Below are 22057 nucleotides of genomic sequence, written 5' to 3'. Positions count from 1 at the left end.
TCACCCTGAGCTTGTCGAAGGGACCCTATTATAAAACCGCCTGCTCATTGTTGTTCTCCAATATTAAGTAAAGGGATAAATCAATTATTTTATTTGATTCTTTTATAAAAACGTCTCAATACATCTTTGGCTCCGTCGCCATCGAAATCCTGAGTGCGGTCTTCTACCACCATATCAGATTCATTAAGCTTTGTGATGTAGTACGGATACTTTTCCTGCCCTTCAAACCAGAATGTACTGTTTGTTTTATCAAACGTATATTTTTGGCTTACAGTATTTCCTTTTTCGCAGGTATTGTTGTTCTGGGCAAAAGAAATGGAGAAAAGATGGGTAGAAGTAAATTCGTGGGTACTCATTTTCTGACATTCCGTTGAAAAAGAAACCAGAACCTGCTGATTTAAAGATTTGTAAATCTCGGTTTTTTCGACATACCATGTTCCGATAATGGAAGATTTATTGTCTGTGTTCTGATCTTCATCACTTCCGGTGCAGGAAATAACAGAGAGCAGCATAAAGGATAAAATTATTTTGTTCATGAAATTATACAATACTTATAAGTCAGCAAAAATAAAATAAATTCACTGCTTTAATTCTGATTCCGGTAAGATATTCAATTTTATTGTCTCTGAAAATTTTTGAATATTCAGACACCGCCATTTAGTATTTTTGAATCAGCAATGCCGTCTGCAGCGGTATCGATGCTGTAAATCTGCATTACACCTTGTGTCGTAGCAGCCTGAGCCAATATATTCTGCTGATTCTGAGCGCTTACTGCATTCTGAAAAAGTATGCCTGTAGAATGTGCCATAGCCTGATAAAGATTTCCCATTGCCATTGCAGGAGCCTCTCCTAAAACTTTTACATTAGCCTGAGTTACGGCATTGGTGATCTGATCATTAACTTTTGTATCCATAATTTTAGTTTTTAAGTATCATCGTAAAGTTAAATGATATTTTTTAATAAAAAAAAGAAGCAATAATAATTTACTGCTTCTTTTTATTTAAAACATTTTAAACTAATTTCAGAATTAACCGCAAAAGGGACAAAAGATAATTGTTAAAGCAAATTTATGTAACAATCAAAGCGCTCAAAAGAATAAAAATCAAAGATTTTTAAAAACTATGGTGAGCTTTTTCATTGATAATGATCAACTTTAAATAAAAAATTTAGTACATCTTTTGTGACTTTTGTGGTTAAATAAAAGTTTAAACAGACTTTTAATGAAAACTATTTAAATGAAATTCCAGATCTTAAATATCCGCTACCGATTTCAGCATTTTCTGCTCCCATTCCGGATCTTTCGGATCGAAGAATAATCTTTTTCCGGTGTCTAAAGAACGAACGACGTTCATTTCATCGTCGGTTAATTCAAAATCAAAAACATTAAAGTTTTCTTCAATTCTGGAAGGGGTAACCGATTTAGGAATCACGCAGAATCCTTCCTGTAAGTGCCATCTTAAAATTACCTGCGCCACCGTTTTACCGTATTTTTCGCCCATTGATTTAAGATCCGGATGATCCAGTAATCCTGCGTTTCCGTTTCCAAGCGGACTCCAGGGCTGCGTGATGATGTTATTTTCCCTGTTGTACACCTGAAGTTCTTTCTGCTGGAAAATCGGGTGCAGCTCGATCTGGTTGATGACAGGAAGTACCGTTGCATTTGCTTTTAATTCCTCCATTTTATCTTCCGGGAAATTACAAACCCCGATTGCTTTTATTTTCCCTTCCTGATACAGTTCCTCCATCGCTTTCCATGCTCCTTTAAAATCCGAATACGGCCAGTGAATAAGATACATATCCAGATAATCCAGTTGCAGTCGGTCTAAAGTTCTCTGAAAAGCCCCTTTTGCCTGCTCATAAGAAGTATCCTGAACCCAAAGTTTTGAAGTAATGAATAATTCTTCACGGTCTGTTCCGCTGTTTTTAATCGCATTTCCTACTGCGGTTTCATTCTGGTAAATGGAAGCCGTGTCGATCATTCTGTAGCCGGTTTCAATGGCCTTGATCACCGCATTTTCACATTCCTGCATATCTTCCATCTGCCAAACTCCGAAACCTAAAGCCGGAATATCCACTCCGTTGTTCAATGTAATTACAGGCTGCCCTGTGTATGTTTTCTGTTGCATACTTTTTATTTATCTATTTATAATTGTTGATTGTTAACCTTTTTAATTTTCATTTGAACTCTCATTAGATTTTTAATCTGGCAGGTTCAATCTTATACCTCAAACCTTGATGACCATCAAAATCGAATTCTCTATCGTAAACAAGTCCTAATTTTTCTAAAACCTTTATAGAAGCAATATTTTCAGCCATAACTCTTCCTACAATTTTACTCAGATGAAATTCATTAAAGCCATATTCTAAACATGCTTTTGCACTTTCTGTTGCAAATCCTTTGTTCCAGTATTCTTCAAAGAAACGAAAACCGATATCCGTTTCATCCGTTTCCTTACTGTATTTCAGACCACACCATCCTAAAAACTTTTCTGTAGATTTTTCAATTACTGCCCATCTTCCAAAACCATTTTCATCATAATCTCTGTAGCTCAACAAAAAATCTCTGGCTTTTTCCACGTTCTCAAAAGGCAAGTTTCCTGTATATTTAATAACATTGGGATTATTATTAAGATCATAAAAACTTAGTGCATCATTTGAATTTAATTCACGTAAAATAAGCCTTTCTGTTTCAAGAATTTTTTTCATAATTAGTTTATATGTCTTCTTTCCCCATCATCTTCCTGAAAAGTGCTTTGATGTGATCGATCTCCGTCTGATAATTCGTTTTCTTCCGGCATCCGAAATGCAGCGTGTTTTTTAATGGTTTTTCGCCTTCCCAGATCAGTTGCACCTCTCCGTTTTCAATTTCCTTTTTGCAGAGAAAATCAGGAACCACTGCCAAACCTGTTCCGCCTTTCAGACAACGCACAATTGAATTCAGGTTCGGAACGATATAATTGGGACGGAAGTTCGGTTTATGCCCGAAATTCAGAATCCAGAACTGAAAAAGATGCTCCATATCTCCCGCCGTTCCGTACCATTTTTCGTTTTTCAGCCATTCTTCCGCGTGTTCGATTCCCTTTTCATTTAAAATAATTTCAAACTGCTCTTTATCAACCTCTTTTCCTCCCACAAGAATGATCTGTTCGGAAGAAAATGCTTCATGCTCAATATTCGGCGAAACTCCTTTTTTGGGAGTAATAATTAAATCTAAAATTCCTTTATCTAATTGATCGAGCATTTCGCGGTATTCTCCGAAACTGATGATCAGATTGAACGGCAGGCTGGAAACATACTGCTCCAGTGTTGTCTGAAAGGTTTCAAAACACATGCCGACACTGATGGTAGGTGTGAGTTTCTCTGTCGATTTCTGAAAGTTTTTCTCCACCTCCTCCAGTTTTGCCAAAGGTTCGGTAATGGCATTATACAAGACCTTTCCTCTTTCCGTAGGAATCATTCTCCGCCCGGTTCTGTCGAATAATTTATACCCGACATACGCTTCAAGCGAACTGAGATGCAGACTTACGCCCGGCTGGGAAATAAACAGGGTATCCGCAGCTTCGGTAAGGGTTCCTGTTTTGTAGATTGCCTTAAAAGTTCTGTACCATTCTAAATTAACCATAGGTATTACTTTTATGATGCAAATGTACCCAAATAATCATGATTATGATATTTTCAGCATCAATGAAAGCGATAAAGGCGGTCTATATTTAAATTAAAATACTGATTCACAAACCAATACACTAATTATCATTTAAATAATACTTAGCTATGATTTTTATTATTTTTCTTATAGCAATTTAGCCAATACCTTTGTCCCTGTAAAATTTAAACAATCATAAAAGCAATGAAAAAAGTATTAATTATCAACGGAGGACAGAATTTCGGACATTCCGGAGGAAAATATAACCAGACCATCGCAGAGAACACACTGGAAGTGCTTAAAAATTTTGAAAATGTAGAAATAAAGATCACCAACGTAGATGAAGGGTATGATAAAAATGAAGAAGTGGCAAAATTTGTATGGGCAGATTACATCATTTACCACACTCCGATCTGGTGGTTCCAGTTACCCAACGGTCTTAAAAAATATATCGATGAAGTCTTCACCGCAGGACACGCCAAAGGAATTTATATGAGCGACGGAAGAAGCGCCGACAATCCGAAGATTAATTACGGAACGGGAGGAATGCTTGGCGGAAGAAAATACATGGTAACCACAAGCTGGAACGCGCCTGCAACCGCATTTACGCTTCCGGGAGAATTTTTTAATGAAACCAGTGTAGACAATGGACCGTTATTTGGATTCCACCGTATGAATGCTTTCGTTTCTCTTGAAAAATTAGAAAGCTTCCATTTTCACGACGTCGAAAAAAATGCTGATGTAGAAAGAGATATGAAGCTGTACAGAGAGCATCTTACCGAAGTTTTTGAAAAAGAATTAAAACCCCAGTTGGCGTAATGAAAATATATTTAACCGCAATTATTAAAGCCAAAGAAGAATACAGAGCAGAAGTTCTGGAAGTTCTTCAGAATATGGTAAAAGAGACGGTGAAAGAGGAAGCCAACGAACTTTACACGCTTCACCAGGGAATTGAAGATAAAAACCAGTTTATATTTTATGAAATCTGGAAAAACGAGGAAGGTTTAGCAAAACATAACGAGCAGCCTTACATCAAAGCTTTCGGAGAATTGGTGAATGAAAAGCTTCAGGAGCAACCACAGATTTATTTAACAGAAATTATTTAGACCAAAATCACCATTAAAAAGTAAAGTTGAAGTACAGCTTAATGGCAGAATACATCATGAAGAAGTTAACATTACTCATCCTTGCTGTTTTTACCGCAGGACTTATACAGGCACAAACCAAAAAATATAAAAATATGGATAAGAAAATTTTATTCGTCATTACCAGTCATGGGACAAAAGGCGACACTGGCGAAAAAACAGGATATTATCTGGGTGAAGTAGCTCATCCGTGGGAAGTTCTTCACAAAGCAGGATATGAAATCGATTTTGTAAGCCCGAAAGGCGGAACTTCTCCGGTTGACGGATTTGATCTGAAAGATCCTGTAAATAAAGAATTCTGGGAAAACGAAAAGTATAAGAACAAGATCGATCATTCCATGAAACCTTCGGAAGTGAATCCGGAAGAATATAAAGCGATATTTTATGCGGGAGGTCACGGTGCGATGTGGGATTTTGCAGACAATACAGAACTGGCTTCCATCGCTTCTCAAATTTATGAAAACGGCGGTGTGGTTGCAGCAGTCTGCCACGGTCCGGCTGGTTTGGTCAACATTAAACTGAACAACGGAAAATATCTGGTTGATGGTAAGAAGATCAATTCTTTCACCAATGAGGAAGAAGCTGAAGTGAAATTAACCCACGTGGTTCCTTTCCTTCTGGAAGATAAGCTGAAAGAAAGAGGCGCAAAATTTGAGAAATCCGGACTTTGGCAGGTTCACGCAGTGAGCGACCAGAGAGTAATTACCGGACAGAATCCTCAGTCTGCAAAAAGTGTAGGCGAAGAAATTCTAAAGGAATTGAAAAAATAAATAGACTAGTTTAAACTAATTTCAGAATAAACCGCAAAAGGGACAAAAGATAATGATAAAGCGAATTTCCAGAATAATCAAAGTGCTCAAAAGAATAAAAATCAAAGATTTTTAAAAACTATTGTGACCTTTTTTATTTATAATCACCAACTTTAAATAAAAGTTTAGTTGATCTTTTTTGACTTTTGCGGTTAAATAAAAAGTTTAAAAAGACTTAATAATGAAAAGAGCTTTTCAGATATGGAAAGCTCTTTTGTGTTTACCTTTTGTATTAAAAATCTATTTCCCAATCGGCATATGGGTAGAAATTGCAATTCTGTTCCACATATTAATGACAATACCTGCCATAATGATATCTGAAATCTGGGTTTCATCAAAAAGCTCTTTCGCCTTCTGATAGGTTTCTTCGGTTAATCCTTTCTGACTGATTAACGTAATTTCCTCCGCAATCATCAGAATAACCTGCTCTTCCTCCGTATAAAGTTCTTTTGCATCTCTCCATGCATTCAGCAGGAAAATTCTTTGCGGTGTTTCGCCATACTTCAACGCATCTTTCGTATGCATATCCAGACAAAAAGCACATCCGTTGATCTGCGAAGCTCTGATTTTAATTAATTCTTTCTGAATCGGGCTTAAAAAACTGTTCTGAAGAGAAGTTTCCATGCCTATTCCCGCTTTGTACGCAGCAGGATGAACGGTTGTCCAGTTGAATCTTGCACTCATAATATTTTGGTTTAAATTTCTGAGACAAAGTTCCGGTTTGAAGTCTGCAAAAATCTTAAACTGGTTTAAGAACGTAATTTCGCCCTGATTTCACTTAAATATTCCGGAGTAGAACCTAAAAAAGAAGCCACTAAATATTGCGGAATTCTCTGAATAAACCACGGATATTGGGTACTGAAATGCACATACAGTTCTTCGCGTGAAAATTCGTAAAGATAACGGATGCGTCTTTCCGAAGCGGCATACGCTCTCTGATAGATCATCCTGAAATACCGCTCCATAACGGGATGTTTTTTCAGCAGTTCTTCCTGATCTTTTGAATCAATTTTTAAAATGACTGATTTCTCGACCGACTGAATGGAAAAGTTCGAGACAGACTGTCTTTCATACGCAAAAGTATCGGTGATCCACCAGTTTTCAATCGCAAATTCCGTAGTCTGCTCCACTCCTTTTTCATTGATGAAAAATTTTCTCAGACAGCCTTTTACCACAAAATACATCGACCGGCAGATTTCTCCTTCATTCATCAGATTCTGTTTCTTCTTACTATCCATCGGCTGAAAAAATGAAAGAATGGAAGAAAATTCATCATCGGTTACCGAAATAAATTTTTCCAAATGCTGCCTGAAAGTTTCCATTTTTTTTGAAAATTGTATAACCAAACTTAACTTTATTTTTTTAGTTTTACAAAACAAAAACGTAAATTATGGAAATTGTAGCTAAAATACTCATCGCCGCTGTTGCCCTCGAACACCTTTATATTCTCTGGATGGAAATGTTTGCCTGGGAAACCAAAGGAAAAGAAGTTTTCAAGGCAGCTTTGCCTCCCGAAATGTTTAAACCTACCAAAGGTTTAGCCGCCAATCAGGGACTGTACAATGGTTTTCTTGCAGCCGGACTCATCTGGTCATTCTTCATCGAAGATCCGAAATGGCAGACCAATATTGCTTTATTTTTCTTAGGATGCGTTGCCGTTGCCGGAATTTACGGTGCCATTTCAGCAACGAAGAAAATATTTTTTGTTCAGGCTTTACCTGCAATTTTGGCGATTGCTGCAGTGCTTTTGAAATAAAAACCCCTCCCGCAGATTTCATAACCCTTCATCATTTTGAAGTAAAAATTTCCTCTCCAATAAAATAGATGAGGAATATTTGTATTGGTAACCTTCTGCTGTACGCTGAGCGGAGCCGAAGCGTATAGTAAGAAGATATTTCTACAATAACCATATCGTACGCTTCGGCTCCGCTCAGCGTACCGTAGAAATCCACAAGTTCCAATCAATCTGCTAAACAAAATCATTTGTTCAAAACCTCTTTGAGCTTCTTCTTTAATCCCTCAGGTTTAAACAATCCTTCATGATATTCAATTAAATTTCCATATTTATCCAGAATAATCCACAAAGGATAAACCGGCTGACTTTTATTTTTCGATAAAGCCAGAGCCAGCTCATGAATTCCTGAATTTCCGTTAGGCAGATAATGATATTCTTTTCCTAAAAAACTGATGTTCTCTTTTGTTTTTTCGGCTTCAAAATTAATAATATAAAAATGCTGATTGATGAGTTCAACCAGTTCTTTATCCTTATTTAAATTGAATTTCTCGATTTTACAGACACCGCACCAATCTGTATAAAGATGAATCATGATTGGTTTCGGATCTTCCTTCTGCTGAATTTCCAAATCCGCAAAAGTGCCGGTTTTCATCTGCGAAAGACAAAAACACGGCACCAACATTAAAAATAAAAATTTCATTATATTTTTCATTTTATATATTCTTCGACCGCAAAAGGGGCAAAAGATTTTTAAGCCTTTTAGAAAAACAAAACTATTCAGAATCTGTTTAAATATATTGGAAAAACGCTAAGGCACAAGATTTGATAAAAGTTCTATTCTTTTAAGACGCAAGGAGAAAATCAAAGATTTTCTTTTATAATGCTGATAATGAATTTTATCGCAGATAAAATCCTTGCACCTTAAAGCATACTATCTTAAACGACTTTGCGACTTTGCGAAAATCCAACCTGAATTCATAGTTACTTTTTTTTAGTAAGCTCTAAGTTTAAAAACTATTGAATTTTGTAAACTTTTGAAGCTTTTTTTTACCATTATTTTTTTATCTTTTGCGTTAAAAACTCACAACTATTTTAAAGTATATTTCACACCCAAAAAGCCTCTTATTTTCTGCATCGGTGCATATCCGTAAGTTGTATCAAAAGTATAATGATAAGGATTGCTGATCGGATCATTTACATTTTTATCAAACGGATCAAAAGGTCGCATCAAAGGATCTTTCGGAGTGAAATTGAACAGGTTTTTAATTCCGCAATACACTTCAAATCCTGATTTAAAACTCTTTGAAATCTGAATATTCGCCAAAGTATACAACGGAGAATATTCCGGTCGGTAATCATTCGGTAAAACCGGCAGCCGCATCGGTCCGTAAAACTGTCCTGTAAAATCGACTGTCAGATTATTTTTAAACCGATAACTCAGATTATATGTCCCGCTCCATTTTGGAGCATGAAGCTGCTGCGATTTTTTATTTTCCCCATCAAACTTCTGATAAACATCCAGATACGTCACTCCCAGATTAACGCTCAAAGGAAAATCAAAAGTATAATCCAGATTTAAAGAAGCTCCTCTCGAAATTCCGTAGCCCTGAAGATTATCATAAATAATTTTCGCAGGATCGGTATCAAAATCTCCTACAATTTTATTGCTGAAATACGTATAAAATGCTGAAGCATCCAAATTAATCAATTGATCTCCAACCGGAATTTTCCATACATAGTTCACATTTCCGTTGATGGATTTTTCCGGCTTTAAATTCGACTGAATCACCACTTCACGCGAACCCGTTAATGCAGCGTGATCTTCGGTAAATAAATTCACCACACGGAAACCTGTTCCGAAATTGAATCTTACAGTATGATAAGGATTCGGTGAAAATTTCCATGCAAAACGCGGAGAATGTACGGCATGATGAATTTTGTCATAATCCAATCTGTAACCTAAAAGCAACGTATTTTTCTCATTAATTTCCCACTGATCCTGAATAAAAGCTCCAAAAATCGGCGACCTCATCGGTTCGTTGGTTAATCCGTCCGCAGACAATGTTCCCGGCGTATTGTCATCATAATATGTCTTTTTAAACGTAACCCCCAGAATCAAATCGTGTTTTCCGAATTTTTTATCCCAATACATCTGGGTAAAAGCCACTTTCTGATTCGCCAAAAAAGGATTATTGCCGTAAAAAGAATTCTGATCATGAAAATTATAGGAAAACTGGGTCATAATATTTTCTTTCAAAGGCCATTGATAGACCCCGAAAGCCTCTACCCTATTCGTATAAATACTTTCTCCGTACACTTCATTGCTTCCCCGATAAGATGTATTCCACTGCATTTCTCCGCCAAAACGGTCTTCATATAAATATCTCAGAGCAAAACTCGCCAATCGGTTTTCCTTCCTGCGGAAATTCCATTTGTTAAAAACTGAAATTCTGTTCTGCAAAGCTCCATCTGTAAAATTATCTTTATTAAAATCGAATCTTTTTGTATAGTTGAAATAATTCATACTCAACAGCGAAGCGACATTCTTTCCCAAATTAAATTTCGTGGAAAGGTCAACATTATTTTCAGTCCAGGTTGTCGTCATTAGATCGACACTTAATTTGGGTGCAGTCAAAGCATTTTTAGTAATGATATTGATGACACCGCCCATTGCTTCGGAGCCATAAATAGAGGAAGCAGGACCTTTCACCACTTCAATCCTGTCAACCAGACTATTCGGAATTCCGCTCAGTCCGTAAACGGTGGACAGCGAACTGACAATCGGCATTCCGTCAATTAAAATCATCGTGTAAGGACCTTCCAGTCCGTTGATGTGAATATCTCCCGTATTGCAGACAGAACAATTTAACTGAGGTTTTACTCCATTCACCATGGAAATGGCTTCAAAAATGCTCGGAGTCGGGTTTTTCTGAAAAAATTTCTGCGAATAAATTTCAACATTTACAGGACTTTTTGATTTGCTGATTGGTTTTATCGTTCCTGTAATCACCACATCATCAATATCTCTTGTTTTGATTTTTGGATTTGAAACTTTTGCAGAATCGTGCTCTTTCGACCCATTCAAAGCCAGACTGTCCGTTTCCTGTGAAAAGCAGAACCCCGAAAAGAAGATTGCAGAAAATAATATTCGCCTCATGAAATTATAATTGTTAGACAAAGCTAACAATTATTTTCCAACCACAAAACTCATCTGAAAAATATTATTAAATTGAATTCATGAAAAAGTGTTAAATTTGAGAATCAACATATAAAAGTAAAATGAGATATCATCAGTCGGGAAATATTCCCCAAAAAAGACACACGATTTTCAAATCTCCTGAAGATAAATTTTACTATGAACAGCTTTTCGGGACGGAAGGTTTTCATGGAATTTCTTCGTTATTGTACCATATTCACCGTCCGACACAGATAAAATCCATCGGTGAACCGAAAGATGTAGCCCCGAAAATTGCTGTTGAAAAAAATGTAACGCCAAGAATGTTTAAGGGAATGAACGTAACTCCCGAAGACGATTTTATGGACAGCCGTAAGTTCTTAATGGTGAACAACGACCTGAAAATGGGACTGTCGAAGCCAAGAAAATCAATGGATTATTTTTACAAAAATGCTGAGTGCGATGAGCTTTTATACGCTCACAGCGGAAGCGGAATTTTAAAAACTTTTGTGGGAAATTTAGAGTTTTCTGTAGGCGATTATTTAATTATTCCGAGAGGAACGATTTATCAGGTGGAACTGTATTCTGATGATACGGTTTTCTTCGTGGTAGAAAGCCATTCCCCGATTTATACGCCGAAAAGATACAGAAACGAATTCGGACAATTATTGGAACACTCTCCTTTCTGCGAAAGAGACATCATCACTCCTACTTTTGTGGAACCTAAAGACGAAAAGGGAGAATTTTTAATTAAAGTAAAAAAAGAAAACCAGATTACAGACTTCATCTACGCAACACATCCGTTTGATGTTGTGGGATGGGACGGTTATTTTTATCCTTATAAATTCAATATCAAAAACTTTGAGCCGATCACAGGTAGAATTCATCAACCGCCTCCGGTTCACCAGACTTTTGAAGCCCATAATTTCGTAGTTTGTTCGTTCTGTGCGAGAATGTATGATTATCATCCACAAGCCATTCCGGCTCCTTATAATCATTCGAATATCGATTCTGATGAGGTTCTGTTCTACACGGAAGGTGATTTCATGAGCCGAAACCATATCGACTTAATGGATTTCACGCTTCACCCGGGAGGAATCGTTCACGGACCTCATCCGGGAGCAATGGAAAGGAGCATTGGTAAGAAATTCACGGAAGAATATGCTGTAATGGTAGATCCTTTCCGTCCGTTGAAAATTACAGAAGAAGCTTTAAAAGTGGAAGACACATCATACAAAACCTCTTGGCTGGAAAACGAAGACAATCATCTTGAAGACCGTTCTCAGGAGTAATGAAGCTTTTGGCGACTGGCTTACGGCTTTTAGCACTGAAATTATTATCAAAATATATTGAGGACTGAATATTAATTTCAGTCCTTTTTTTGAATCAATTTAATTAAAACATGATAAAAATCTTCGAATAATAAGACTAAGTAAAAACAATATGAACTATCTTTAAGACTAAGAAAAATTCATAAAAAATTTCAATATGCATAATTACATCAGCGCAGAAGAAGCTATTTATACCATTAAAAGCGGAAACCGTGTTTTCTTTCACGGAAGCGCCTGTACTCCGAATTACTTAATCGACGAACTAGCGAGGCAATCCCACCGTTTGGATAATGTAGAAATGGTTTCTATTACCCAACAGGGAAATGTGGAAATTGCAAAACCTGAGTACAAAGACAAATTTTTCGTTAATTCTTTATTTGTTTCGTCTCCTGTACGCGATGCGGTGAATTCCGACAGAGGAGATTTTGTCCCTGTATTTTTAAGTGAGATTCCTATCCTTTTCAGAAAAAATATTTTACCGCTTGATGTTGCTTTAATTACCGTTTCCCCTCCGGACAAACATGGTTTCTGTACATTGGGAACTTCTGTGGATGTTGCCAGAGCTGCGGTTGATACTGCAAAAATAATTGTCGCCGTAGTCAATCCTTTAATGCCGAGAACGCATGGTGACGGAATGATCCACATCAGCAGAATTCATAAGCTTGTATGGCATGAAGAAGAACTTCCAACCGTAGATTATGGAGCAAAAGTAGGTCCGGAAGAAATGCTGGTCGGAAAAAATGTTGCAGAATTAATTGACGATAAATCCACCCTGCAAATGGGAATCGGAACCATTCCGGATGCGGTTTTGAAATGTCTTCATAATCATAAAGATCTGGGAGTACATACCGAAATGCTGAGTGACGGTGTAATTGATCTGATCCAGAATGATGTCATCAATAATAAATATAAAGGTTACAACGACAATAAAACCATTACCAGTTTCTGTTTCGGAACAAGAAAACTGTATGATTATGTAGACGATAATACGGTATTTTCTTTTGATGATGTAAGTACGGTAAATTTCCCAATCAATATCATGAGAAATAATAAAATGGTTGCGATTAACTCGGCGATTGAAATTGATCTTACCGGACAAGTCTGTGCAGATTCCATCGGAACGATGCAGTACAGCGGAATCGGCGGACAAATGGACTTTATGAGAGGAGCAGCATTAAGCGAAGACGGAAAACCGATCATTGCCATTACTTCGAGAACCCAAAAAGGAGTTTCCAGAATTGTTCCTTTCCTTAAACAGGGAGCCGGAGTGGTAACCACAAGAGGGCATATTCATTGGGTTGTAACGGAGTACGGTACTGCTTATCTTTACGGAAAAAATTTAAGACAGAGAGCTCAGGAATTAATCAGCATCGCGCATCCCGATGACAGGGAAATGCTGGAAAAAGCTGCTTATGAAAGGTTTAAGCAATAATTTTTTTCAATATTTTACCAGATTTTCAGTTTCTATGTCCTTTAAAAAATGCACCTTCAATTTAACATAATGAAATAGTCGGAAAAATTCAGTTAAATGGCAGTATATTTGCTAAAGAGCTTTTAAAAACAGGACATTGAAAACGATATATAATTCGATAAGAGAAGAGGTTATAAAACATCCCAAAGTGAAAAATTCGGTTCTGGGAAATGTACAGGAATGGAAGCGAAGCCATTATATTATTCTTTCTGAAATCATTAAAGATGAACTTTCTGAGGCTGAAGAACTTAAAGGCGGAAAAAAGTTTGAAATTGGGAATACGATTTCCCATGTTACCCTTCAGCGTTTTTTTGAAAATGATTATCAGGACAAAACGCACAACGATCTCCGGTTTCTGAAAACACTGGATAAGATCTGTATTTTTCTGGGGTATAAAGATTTAAATGCCTACATACAGTTTGTAAAGGAAAAAAGGCAGGGGAATGAAGAAAACAACAACCAGAAGTTTTTCCAGATGGTGTATGATTACTGCGCTACCGTTTTTGAATTTTATAAACAGTTTCCGTATCATAAAACTGAACTCTTCAAAGATTTGGTTTTTAATGAATCTCCATTTCTGGAAAGAGCATCGCACTTCAGCAAAGAATTGTGCGACAGGGATTTTCATCTGGTAACGAAAAATAACCGTTCGAATTATGAAGTGTTCGATATCCATATCGTGACGGATGAACCTGACAAAAAAATTCTGGAATCTCAGGAATTCTGGAATCTTCTGTTCAAAGTAGGAACGGCAGGCGAAGAGCATTTTGTCAATCAGCTGAATACCCAAATTTATTTCATCCGCAAAATAGACAATGTCTGGAAAATATGGGATAATTATAATCCCGACGCAGGAAGATTAAACAATGTAAAATAAAGAAAGCCGCAGGGAAAACCTGTGGCTTCGTTTTTCGAAATATTTTTTTTTCATTTGTTAGCAATACAAATCTATAAACATTATTACCAAAACAATAAACTTAAGCATACTTAAATGAACTTTTCTTTACGATTATGTTAAATAAACCTAACGGGTGTTTGTTAATATTTTTCGTATTAGTAAGAAATTCGTAATTTGCATTCCCATAAATATAAAAGTAAAAATAGAATATGTCAACACTTACATTTGCCGAAAAAATTGCTCAGGCTGAGAATTTTTTACCCATCAACGGTACAGATTACATTGAGTTTTATGTAGGAAATGCTAAACAGGCTGCGCATTATTATAAAACCGCTTTCGGTTTTCAGTCTGTTGCCTACGCTGGTCCTGAAACCGGAGTAAGAGATCGTGCTTCTTATGTTCTTCAGCAGGGAAAAATAAGATTGGTACTTACAACAGGGCTAAAGTCTGATTCTCCCATCAATGAGCATGTAAAAAAACATGGTGATGGAGTGAAAATTTTGGCTCTTTGGGTGGATGATGCCTATTCTGCGTTTGAAGAAACCACAAAAAGAGGCGGAAAACCTTATCTTGAACCTGTAACATTAACAGACGAAAATGGTGAGGTAAGAATGTCCGGAATTTATACTTACGGAGAAACCGTTCACATGTTTATCGAAAGAAAAAACTACAACGGTCCTTTCATGCCGGGTTACGAAAAGTGGGAAAGCGATTACAAGCCTGAAGATGCAGGTTTACTGTATGTAGACCACTGCGTAGGAAACGTAGACTGGGACAGAATGATTCCAACGGTAGAATGGTATGAAAAAGTAATGGGATTTGTAAACATTCTTTCTTTTGATGATAAGCAGATTAATACAGAATATTCTGCTTTGATGTCTAAAGTAATGTCCAACGGAAACGGCTACGCAAAATTCCCGATCAACGAACCTGCAGAAGGGAAGAAAAAATCTCAGGTAGAAGAATATCTGGACTTCTACGAAGGTGAAGGAGTACAGCACATTGCAGTTGCTACAAAAGACATTATCCACACCGTAACAGAATTAAAAAAACGTGGTGTTGAGTTTTTATCTGCGCCGCCTGAAGCCTATTACGATATGGTTCCTGAAAGAGTGGGACACATCGACGAAGATCTTAAAAAACTTCAGGAACTGGGAATTCTTATCGATCATGACGAGGAAGGATATTTGCTGCAGATCTTTACAAAACCTGTAGAAGACCGTCCTACCCTATTCTTTGAAATCATCGAAAGACACGGAGCGCAAAGCTTCGGAGCCGGAAACTTCAAAGCATTATTCGAAGCATTGGAAAGAGAACAGGAAAGAAGAGGAAACCTGTAATTTTATTTGTAATATTGAGTTTTGTCAGGATGAACAGTCTTGACAAAACTTTTTTTAAAAAACACATTAATATGAGAAAATTTTTAATTGGAATGTTATTTTTAGGAGCAAGCTTTGGATTAAAAGCGCAGTACGGTTCACTAAATGATATTCTTACCCGACTTGAAGAAAGAAAAGGAGTCAACCAAAATCTGGAAGCGGTAAACATTGACAATAAAAAGTTTATTTTCATCAATGATGAAGCAGACCATACCGAAAGGGATTTTATTGTCATTAAAGGAAACAAAGCGACTTACGTAGAAGTTTTTGACGATAAAGCTACCGGAGAAAGCAGTTCGAATGTTTTTTCAGGAGATATCGTGAGAAATAAAAAGAACATCATTTCTTTAAGAGCTGATCTTCTGGAAAACAAAAAAGTTCCCATCCCCGTTACCAAAACATTGCTTTTAACAAGACAAGACAATATTCTGTACCTGATCGACGTGAATACTAAAGCAAGATGGATTGACGAAGAATCTTTTTCTAAAGTTAAAAACAAAACCAAATCTAAAAAGTAAATATTTTGAACGCTTAAACTGATTAAAAAGCCTTCAGAATATTTAAAATTTAAAATCTAACGGATTTATATAAAGTCCAAACTAAATTCTAAAATTATGAAATCATTTGTAGAATATTCATCAGATTCAGATTTTTCTATCCATAATATTCCGTTTGGTGTAGCGGTTTTCAACAAAGAATACATCGGATGCTGTACAAGAATCGGCGATCAGATCATCGATCTTGCAACGTTATATGATCTGGGATATTTCGAAGAAATCGAAGGCTTAGGCGATAACGTTTTCGAAGCCTATACCTTAAATGAATTCATCGAACTTGGAAAGCCTGTAACGAATGCCGTTCGTTTAAAAATTCAGGAATTACTGCTTGAAAATTCTATCTTATCAAAAGATGAAAAAACCATTGAAGAAGCCTTCTATGAGCTGGATCAGGTTAAAATGATGATGCCGGTTCATATTCCGAATTACACAGATTTCTACAGCAGCATCGAACACGCAACCAACGTGGGAAAAATGTTCAGAGATCCTGCGAATGCACTGCTTCCCAACTGGAAACATCTTCCGGTAGGTTACCACGGAAGAGCTTCCTCTATTGTAGTGTCAGGAACGGAAATCAACCGTCCGAAAGGTCAGATGAAACCTGCAGATGTGGAAAAGCCGGTATTCGGACCTTGCAAACAGCTGGATTTCGAACTTGAAATGGCATTCATCATCAATAAAAATACCGAAATGGGCGAAAGTATTTCCACCAAAGATGCTGAAGACGCAATTTTCGGGATGGTGGTTTTCAATGATTGGTCGGCAAGAGATATTCAGTCTTGGGAGTACGTTCCGCTGGGACCATTTTTAGCTAAAAATTTCGGTTCCTCTATTTCGCCGTGGGTGGTTACTCTGGAAGCTTTAGAGCCATTCAGAACCGCTTCTCCTACACAGGATCCTGAAGTTTTGGATTATCTGAAATTTGAAGGAGATAAAAATTACGACATCAATCTTGAAGTCTATCTTCAGCCTGAAAACGGAGAGCAAAACCTGATCTGCGAAAGCAATTACAAACACATGTACTGGAACATGACGCAGCAACTGGCGCATCACACCGTAAACGGCTGCAACGTGGAAGTCGGAGATCTTTACGCGAGCGGAACCATTTCAGGAAGCGATCCGAAATCTTTCGGTTCCATGCTGGAATTAACGTGGAGAGGTCAAAATCCGATTCAGTTAAACAACGGAGAGGAAAGAAAATTCATCAACGACAACGATACGGTAACCATGAAAGCCTGGGCTGAAAAAGACGGAGTGAGAGTTGGTTTCGGTGAAGTTTCAGGGAAAATTATTCCTGCTGTTTAAATATAAAATTTTTTAGATAATTTTTGACACATAAGTCACAAAGAAGATTTTTTTATCTGCATAAGAGAACACATTAGTTTGAAAATCTACAGATTTTCATTGAATCAAGGCAAAACACAATTATGGAACTTACTAAGAAATACATCAATGAGCTTACGTATAAGATAATTGGTGCATGTATAGAAGTTCATAAAATTGTTGGTCCCGGTCTTTATGAAGAAATATATCATAAATGTTTAGAAAGAGAATTTGATTTGCTTGGCATAAAATATAAAAGTGAACTTGAAATTCCACTAATCTATAAAGATTTAAAGATTAACTGTAAGGTTAAATGTGATTTTCTAATTGAAAATACTATAGTATTGGAAATAAAATCCGTTACAGAATTTCATAACATTCACAGAGCGCAAACAATGAATTATATGAATTTGCTTAAAGTTTCAAAATCAATTCTTGTAAATTTTAATGTTTATAATCTTTATCATGAAGGGACGGAAACATTTGTAAATAAAGACTTTGAAAATCTGTTATAAATGAAAATCTATAGATTTTCAAACTAATGTGTACTAAATATTTTCAATATTTTGAACTTTAAACTTATGTGACTTATGTGTTAAAAAAACAATATAATAATGAAAACACTCATCCCCTCAGAAATAACTCCCGTGCAACTGCAGACAGTTATGCAGACTGCCGTTTCACCGCGTCCGATTGCATTGGCATCAACGGTTGATAAAGACGGAAACAGCAATTTGTCGCCGTTCAGTTTTTTTAATATGTTCAGTACGGTTCCTCCGGTTTTGATTTTTTCACCTTCGAGAAGAGTTCGTGATAACACTATCAAACACACGTTGGAAAATGTTCTGGAAGTTCCGGAAGTGGTGATCGGAACGGTTAATTTTCCAATTGTACAGCAAATCTCTCTGGCTTCAACGGAATATGAAGAAGGCGTTAACGAGTTTATCAAATCCGGATTGACGATGAAAGATGCAGAGCTTGTTCAGCCTAAATTAATTGAAGAATGTCCTGTAAATTTTGAATGCAAAGTTTTAGAAGTAAAATCTTTAGGCGATCAGGGCGGTGCAGGAAATCTGGTGATCTGTGAAGTTCAGAAAATTCATATCCGCGATGAATATCTGGATGAAAATGCAAATCTGGATCAGGCAAAACTGGACATGGTAGCTAGACTGGGAAGCAACTGGTATTCCAGAAATACGGCAGACAATCTTTTTGAAGTTCCAAAACCTCTGGTAACGAAAGGAATCGGTTTCGATCTTCTTCCGGATGAAATAAAATTCAGCAGAATATTCACAGGAAACGACCTGGGAATGTTAGCGAATGTTGAAATCTTACCGGCAGGAAACTATCATTCCGATGAGAATGTTCATCTGGAAGCTCAGAAATTATTACTGGAAAGTAAAATTGAAGAAGCGTGGAAAATTCTGATTTATTAAGGGATTTATGAGAAAATATTTCTTCTTATTATTGATATTGCTGGGTTTGCAGTCATGCTACTATCCGGTTAGAAAAGATTATGGAATTTACAGCAAATCGCTCGTATTTTCAAAAGATCAAAAATGGCTGATAAACAATATCAATACTACGGTTGATGCGCACCACCGGGAAATGATGACTGCAGAAACCATGAAATTATTTACTCAGTTAAGTGAAGGAAAAGCCTATGATTTAAAAACAGCAAAATCTGAAAACTTAATCAGTCATGATATTCCGTTCAGTCCGGAAACGGATGATCTGGAAGACCTTAAAAACAATTCCGATTTCAATTTTCTGGTGAATATTTATACTTTCAAAGTTAGAAACGGTTTAGACAATTCGATCGGTGTACAGTATGAATACAACAAAAATGAAACATTTGCGATGATGGATGTTTATGACATCAAAACATTGAAAAAAATCTACACCCTTAAAGCCTATTCGGAAGTTTCTGTAGAAAAAGGTGAGAAAGCAACGATCTTTACACCGTCTACTGAAATGATGACGATGAAAAACTTCAGAAGTCTTTTAAAATCGGTAAAAAAGAATGCGATCAAGATCAACAAATAAAAAGGAGCGAAATTTTTTCGCTCCTTTATTTTTTGCTTAGATTAGTAGCAACATTGCCAACGTCCGTTAGCATTGGTTTCTGTTCCGAAATTTGGTGACTGACATGGAGGTACAAGACAATTTCCCTGACCGTCACTTAAGTAGTAATTATAGCATCCGCTTGCACAGATTAAAACTTTTTCTCCTCCGGCAATATGCTTTTGAGCTTCTCTGCTTAATTTCTGACCATTCTTTAATTCTGAATTTTTCATAATAACTTGATTTTTGGTGATTTAATTTATCACTAATATATGAAAAAATATTTACAATTTTAAATTTTATGTAAAATTCAGTAAATTAAACATTTAACATAGAATTCTTTCTGTAATAAACGTAATGCATTTTTCAGTAACTTCATGAAGGTCTTTCGGAAGTTGTTCTTCTTCCCACGGCTCTTTTGCCCCAAAAGTATGATTGGCTTTTTCAATAAGATACAGCTCAGAATTTGGGTTCAGAATGTGAAGATGCTCTGCGCTTTTTACATTCACTGCCTCATCATCTGTCCCATGAATGATTAAATAATGTACTTTCGCCATCTCGGTTGCCCTTTCGACATCAAAACGGTGAAAATTATTTTCAAAATCTTCATAAAACTGATAATAATGAGGCATTTCCTGCTTTGTTCTTCCATTTATGACATAATACACTCCAGCTTCCTTCCATTTTTCGAAGGCTTCGTTTTTCGGGAAACGATCCAGTGTATCTACACTTGCAAGCGTAATTAAACCGTTAATTCTTTCATCCTCAAAACTTTTGATGATAGAAATTCCTCCTCCCCTGCTGTGACCGATCAGGATAATCTTATCAGCATCTACTTTTTCATTTTTAACGAAGTAATCAATCACGGTTCCCAGATCCGAAAGCTCTTTAGAATAATTATTATTTCCAAACGCTTCAAGATCAGCAAATTCATGAGGATTTTCAACTGTTGTTCCGTTGTGCGAAAAATTAAATTTAACAAAGAAAAATCCGGCTTTCGCAAACTTCTCAGCCATAAGATTCCATGCACCCCAATCTTTGTAGCCTTTATAGCCGTGAACGAAAATCACCAACGGTAATTTCTGTTCAGTTTCCGAAAAAAAGGAATCGGCGAGAAAATCCCGGGTTTCAGGATTGGAAATAATGATATTTTGCTTTTTTGTGATCTGCATATTGTATTGTATAATAATATATTAAAAATTTTTCTTTGTCATTCCGACACAGCATTAATAGATTCGAGCATCGTTCAGGAAATTTATATTCAGATTCTTTATTCCGCTATGGTCTATTCAGAATCATAATTTCGAAACAATCAATTTTTACTTAAAAATAGTATAAATAGAAATAAAGACAAAGGAATATCTTATTTTTGCCTTATGTTGGATTTAAGAAAGGTAACCGTCATGCGTTATATTCTGCCGCTTCGGGAGGGAGGTTCTCTTCCTGCTCTGGCAGAAGCAGATGATGATTTTAAATATGTTCTGAAATTTCGTGGAGCAGGTCACGGAGTAAAAATGCTGATCTCTGAACTGATCGGCGGAAAAATTACAGAAATTTTGGGATTGAAAATTCCCGAGCTTGTTTTTGTGAATCTGGATGTAGATTTCGGAAGAACCGAAGCCGATGAAGAAATTCAGGATCTTTTGAAAAATTCCGAAGGTCTTAATCTGGGGCTTCATTATCTTTCAGGTTCCATTACTTATGATCCGAGTGTGAAAATCGATCCACTTCTGGCTTCGAAAATAGTCTGGCTGGATGCATTTATCACAAACATCGACCGTACTTTCAGAAACACGAATCTGCTGATGTGGCACAAAGAACTGTGGATTATTGATAACGGAGCTTCTTTTTATTTTCATCACTCATGGCAGAATTTTGATGCGGCAGCAAAAACACCTTTTAAATATGTAAAAGACCATGTTTTGCTTCCACAGGCATCAAAGCTGGATGAAGCCGATCTGTTTGCCAAAGAAGTACTGAACGAAAAGGTATTTAGAGAAATTGTGAATATCATTCCCGAAGACTGGCTGCACTGGAATGATGCGGAAGAAACGCCGGAAGAAATCCGTGAAATCTATTTCAACTTCCTGAAGACCCGATTAGAACATTCTGAAATCTTTTTAAACGAAGCTAAAAATGCAAGAGGATAAAATCTACGAATACGCGGTAATACGATTGGTTCCGAAGGTTGAAAGAGAAGAGTTTTTCAATATCGGACTGGTGATGTTTTCAAAAAAAGAAAAATTTATAAAGGTAGAATTTTATCTCTGTCCGAATAAATTTAAGCTGATGCGAAGCAAAATCGATTACGAAGACGTGGTCCAGAATCTGGAAAGCTTCAAAAAAATTGCAGACGGCGCAAAAGACGGAGGACCGATTGCACAGCTTGAAATCCCGGAAAGATTTCGCTGGCTGACTGCCGTAAGAAGTTCTGTGGTGCAGACTTCAAGACCTCATCCCGGGAAATCCAGAAATCTGGAAGATACTTTTGGTAGGCTTTTTGAGGAGTTAGTAAAATAATACGCTT

At 36.7% G+C, this 22057-nt stretch carries 26 protein-coding genes; 15 read left to right on the top strand and 11 right to left on the bottom strand.

Annotation, left to right across the window (positions count from 1 at the left end; all coding sequences use genetic code 11):
• Positions 1-89 precede the first annotated feature (89 nt).
• The 5 genes from PFY09_RS18410 to PFY09_RS18390 all read right to left on the bottom strand — a co-directional run bounded on the left by PFY09_RS18410 (position 90) and on the right by PFY09_RS18390 (position 3622).
• Positions 90-536 carry a lipocalin family protein gene (locus PFY09_RS18410; RefSeq protein ID WP_271160658.1) on the bottom strand — a complete coding sequence of 149 codons (447 nt, stop codon included), beginning with the start codon at positions 534-536 and terminating at the stop codon, positions 90-92.
• Positions 537-643: 107 nt separating this feature from the next.
• Positions 644-913 carry a RebB family R body protein gene (locus PFY09_RS18405; protein ID WP_271160657.1) on the bottom strand — a complete coding sequence of 90 codons (270 nt, stop codon included), beginning with the start codon at positions 911-913 and terminating at the stop codon, positions 644-646.
• A gap of 337 nt (positions 914-1250) precedes the next feature.
• Complete coding sequence (locus PFY09_RS18400; protein ID WP_271160656.1) at positions 1251-2126, bottom strand: aldo/keto reductase; 876 nt, start codon at positions 2124-2126, stop codon at positions 1251-1253.
• 64 nt (positions 2127-2190) lie between these two features.
• Positions 2191-2706, bottom strand: a complete 516-nt coding sequence (locus PFY09_RS18395) for a GNAT family N-acetyltransferase (RefSeq protein WP_271160655.1) — start codon at positions 2704-2706, stop codon at positions 2191-2193.
• A 7-nt stretch (positions 2707-2713) separates the two neighbouring features.
• Entirely contained in the window at positions 2714-3622 is a 909-nt protein-coding gene (locus tag PFY09_RS18390) for a LysR family transcriptional regulator (protein WP_271160654.1), read from the bottom strand.
• A 225-nt stretch (positions 3623-3847) separates the two neighbouring features.
• Between PFY09_RS18390 and PFY09_RS18385 the strand changes: the two genes are divergently transcribed.
• The 3 genes from PFY09_RS18385 to PFY09_RS18375 are packed head-to-tail and all read left to right on the top strand — an operon-like array spanning position 3848 to position 5558.
• A complete protein-coding gene (locus PFY09_RS18385) occupies positions 3848-4462 on the top strand; it encodes an NAD(P)H-dependent oxidoreductase (RefSeq protein ID WP_271160653.1) in 615 nt (204 codons plus the stop codon).
• Positions 4462-4749 (top strand): putative quinol monooxygenase, encoded by a 288-nt coding sequence (locus PFY09_RS18380; RefSeq protein ID WP_271160652.1) that lies wholly within the window; start codon positions 4462-4464, stop codon positions 4747-4749. The genes PFY09_RS18385 and PFY09_RS18380 overlap by 1 nt, the downstream gene beginning before the upstream one ends.
• A gap of 41 nt (positions 4750-4790) precedes the next feature.
• Entirely contained in the window at positions 4791-5558 is a 768-nt protein-coding gene (locus PFY09_RS18375; RefSeq protein ID WP_271160651.1) for a type 1 glutamine amidotransferase domain-containing protein, read from the top strand.
• A 279-nt stretch (positions 5559-5837) separates the two neighbouring features.
• Here the strand turns inward: PFY09_RS18375 and PFY09_RS18370 are convergent, their stop codons facing one another.
• On the bottom strand, positions 5838-6281 hold the full coding sequence (locus PFY09_RS18370) for a carboxymuconolactone decarboxylase family protein (protein ID WP_256039829.1): 444 nt from the start codon (positions 6279-6281) through the stop codon (positions 5838-5840).
• Between the two features lie 65 nt (positions 6282-6346).
• Entirely contained in the window at positions 6347-6919 is a 573-nt protein-coding gene (locus PFY09_RS18365) for a Crp/Fnr family transcriptional regulator (protein ID WP_271160650.1), read from the bottom strand.
• A gap of 68 nt (positions 6920-6987) precedes the next feature.
• Here PFY09_RS18365 and PFY09_RS18360 point away from each other — a divergent pair, with 68 nt between their 5' ends.
• Positions 6988-7353 carry a DUF1304 domain-containing protein gene (locus PFY09_RS18360; protein ID WP_076395792.1) on the top strand — a complete coding sequence of 122 codons (366 nt, stop codon included), beginning with the start codon at positions 6988-6990 and terminating at the stop codon, positions 7351-7353.
• A 223-nt stretch (positions 7354-7576) separates the two neighbouring features.
• Here PFY09_RS18360 and PFY09_RS18355 read toward each other — a convergent pair whose 3' ends face one another.
• Together PFY09_RS18355 and PFY09_RS18350 are read right to left on the bottom strand one after the other, a co-directional pair.
• A complete protein-coding gene (locus tag PFY09_RS18355; RefSeq protein WP_271160649.1) occupies positions 7577-8032 on the bottom strand; it encodes a thioredoxin family protein in 456 nt (151 codons plus the stop codon).
• 387 nt (positions 8033-8419) lie between these two features.
• A complete protein-coding gene (locus tag PFY09_RS18350; protein ID WP_271160648.1) occupies positions 8420-10489 on the bottom strand; it encodes a TonB-dependent receptor plug domain-containing protein in 2070 nt (689 codons plus the stop codon).
• A 122-nt stretch (positions 10490-10611) separates the two neighbouring features.
• Between PFY09_RS18350 and PFY09_RS18345 the strand changes: the two genes are divergently transcribed.
• From PFY09_RS18345 to PFY09_RS18305, 9 genes are all read left to right on the top strand, one after another.
• Complete coding sequence (locus PFY09_RS18345) at positions 10612-11799, top strand: homogentisate 1,2-dioxygenase (RefSeq protein ID WP_271160647.1); 1188 nt, start codon at positions 10612-10614, stop codon at positions 11797-11799.
• Positions 11800-11995: 196 nt separating this feature from the next.
• Entirely contained in the window at positions 11996-13270 is a 1275-nt protein-coding gene (locus PFY09_RS18340; protein ID WP_271160646.1) for an acetyl-CoA hydrolase/transferase family protein, read from the top strand.
• Between the two features lie 136 nt (positions 13271-13406).
• Positions 13407-14186, top strand: coding sequence for a hypothetical protein (locus PFY09_RS18335; RefSeq protein WP_271160645.1), 780 nt, complete (start codon positions 13407-13409; stop codon positions 14184-14186).
• A 230-nt stretch (positions 14187-14416) separates the two neighbouring features.
• Positions 14417-15547 carry a 4-hydroxyphenylpyruvate dioxygenase gene (hppD, locus tag PFY09_RS18330; protein ID WP_087707682.1) on the top strand — a complete coding sequence of 377 codons (1131 nt, stop codon included), beginning with the start codon at positions 14417-14419 and terminating at the stop codon, positions 15545-15547.
• Between the two features lie 71 nt (positions 15548-15618).
• Positions 15619-16104 (top strand): hypothetical protein, encoded by a 486-nt coding sequence (locus PFY09_RS18325; protein WP_271160644.1) that lies wholly within the window; start codon positions 15619-15621, stop codon positions 16102-16104.
• Between the two features lie 96 nt (positions 16105-16200).
• Positions 16201-17448: a fumarylacetoacetase gene (gene fahA, locus PFY09_RS18320; protein ID WP_271160643.1), complete on the top strand. Its 1248-nt coding sequence runs from the start codon at positions 16201-16203 to the stop codon at positions 17446-17448.
• 122 nt (positions 17449-17570) lie between these two features.
• Positions 17571-17981 (top strand): GxxExxY protein, encoded by a 411-nt coding sequence (locus PFY09_RS18315; protein WP_271160642.1) that lies wholly within the window; start codon positions 17571-17573, stop codon positions 17979-17981.
• 99 nt (positions 17982-18080) lie between these two features.
• Positions 18081-18902 carry a flavin reductase family protein gene (locus PFY09_RS18310; protein ID WP_271160641.1) on the top strand — a complete coding sequence of 274 codons (822 nt, stop codon included), beginning with the start codon at positions 18081-18083 and terminating at the stop codon, positions 18900-18902.
• Positions 18903-18909: 7 nt separating this feature from the next.
• Complete coding sequence (locus tag PFY09_RS18305; protein ID WP_271160640.1) at positions 18910-19512, top strand: hypothetical protein; 603 nt, start codon at positions 18910-18912, stop codon at positions 19510-19512.
• A gap of 41 nt (positions 19513-19553) precedes the next feature.
• Here PFY09_RS18305 and PFY09_RS18300 read toward each other — a convergent pair whose 3' ends face one another.
• Entirely contained in the window at positions 19554-19763 is a 210-nt protein-coding gene (locus PFY09_RS18300) for a hypothetical protein (protein ID WP_116099740.1), read from the bottom strand.
• Between the two features lie 93 nt (positions 19764-19856).
• Positions 19857-20702: an alpha/beta hydrolase family protein gene (locus PFY09_RS18295; protein WP_271160639.1), complete on the bottom strand. Its 846-nt coding sequence runs from the start codon at positions 20700-20702 to the stop codon at positions 19857-19859.
• 204 nt (positions 20703-20906) lie between these two features.
• On the opposite strand from PFY09_RS18295, the gene PFY09_RS18290 reads away from it, so the two are divergent.
• Together PFY09_RS18290 and PFY09_RS18285 are read left to right on the top strand one after the other, a co-directional pair.
• A complete protein-coding gene (locus PFY09_RS18290) occupies positions 20907-21680 on the top strand; it encodes a HipA family kinase (RefSeq protein WP_076395768.1) in 774 nt (257 codons plus the stop codon).
• Positions 21667-22050 (top strand): DUF3037 domain-containing protein, encoded by a 384-nt coding sequence (locus tag PFY09_RS18285; protein ID WP_271160638.1) that lies wholly within the window; start codon positions 21667-21669, stop codon positions 22048-22050. Before PFY09_RS18290 ends, PFY09_RS18285 begins: the two co-directional genes overlap by 14 nt.
• Positions 22051-22057 lie beyond the last annotated feature (7 nt).

This window comes from Chryseobacterium gambrini (assembly GCF_027920505.1).
Classification (GTDB): Bacteria; Bacteroidota; Bacteroidia; order Flavobacteriales; family Weeksellaceae; genus Chryseobacterium; species Chryseobacterium gambrini.
This window is presented reverse-complemented; position numbering and strand designations above follow the sequence as displayed.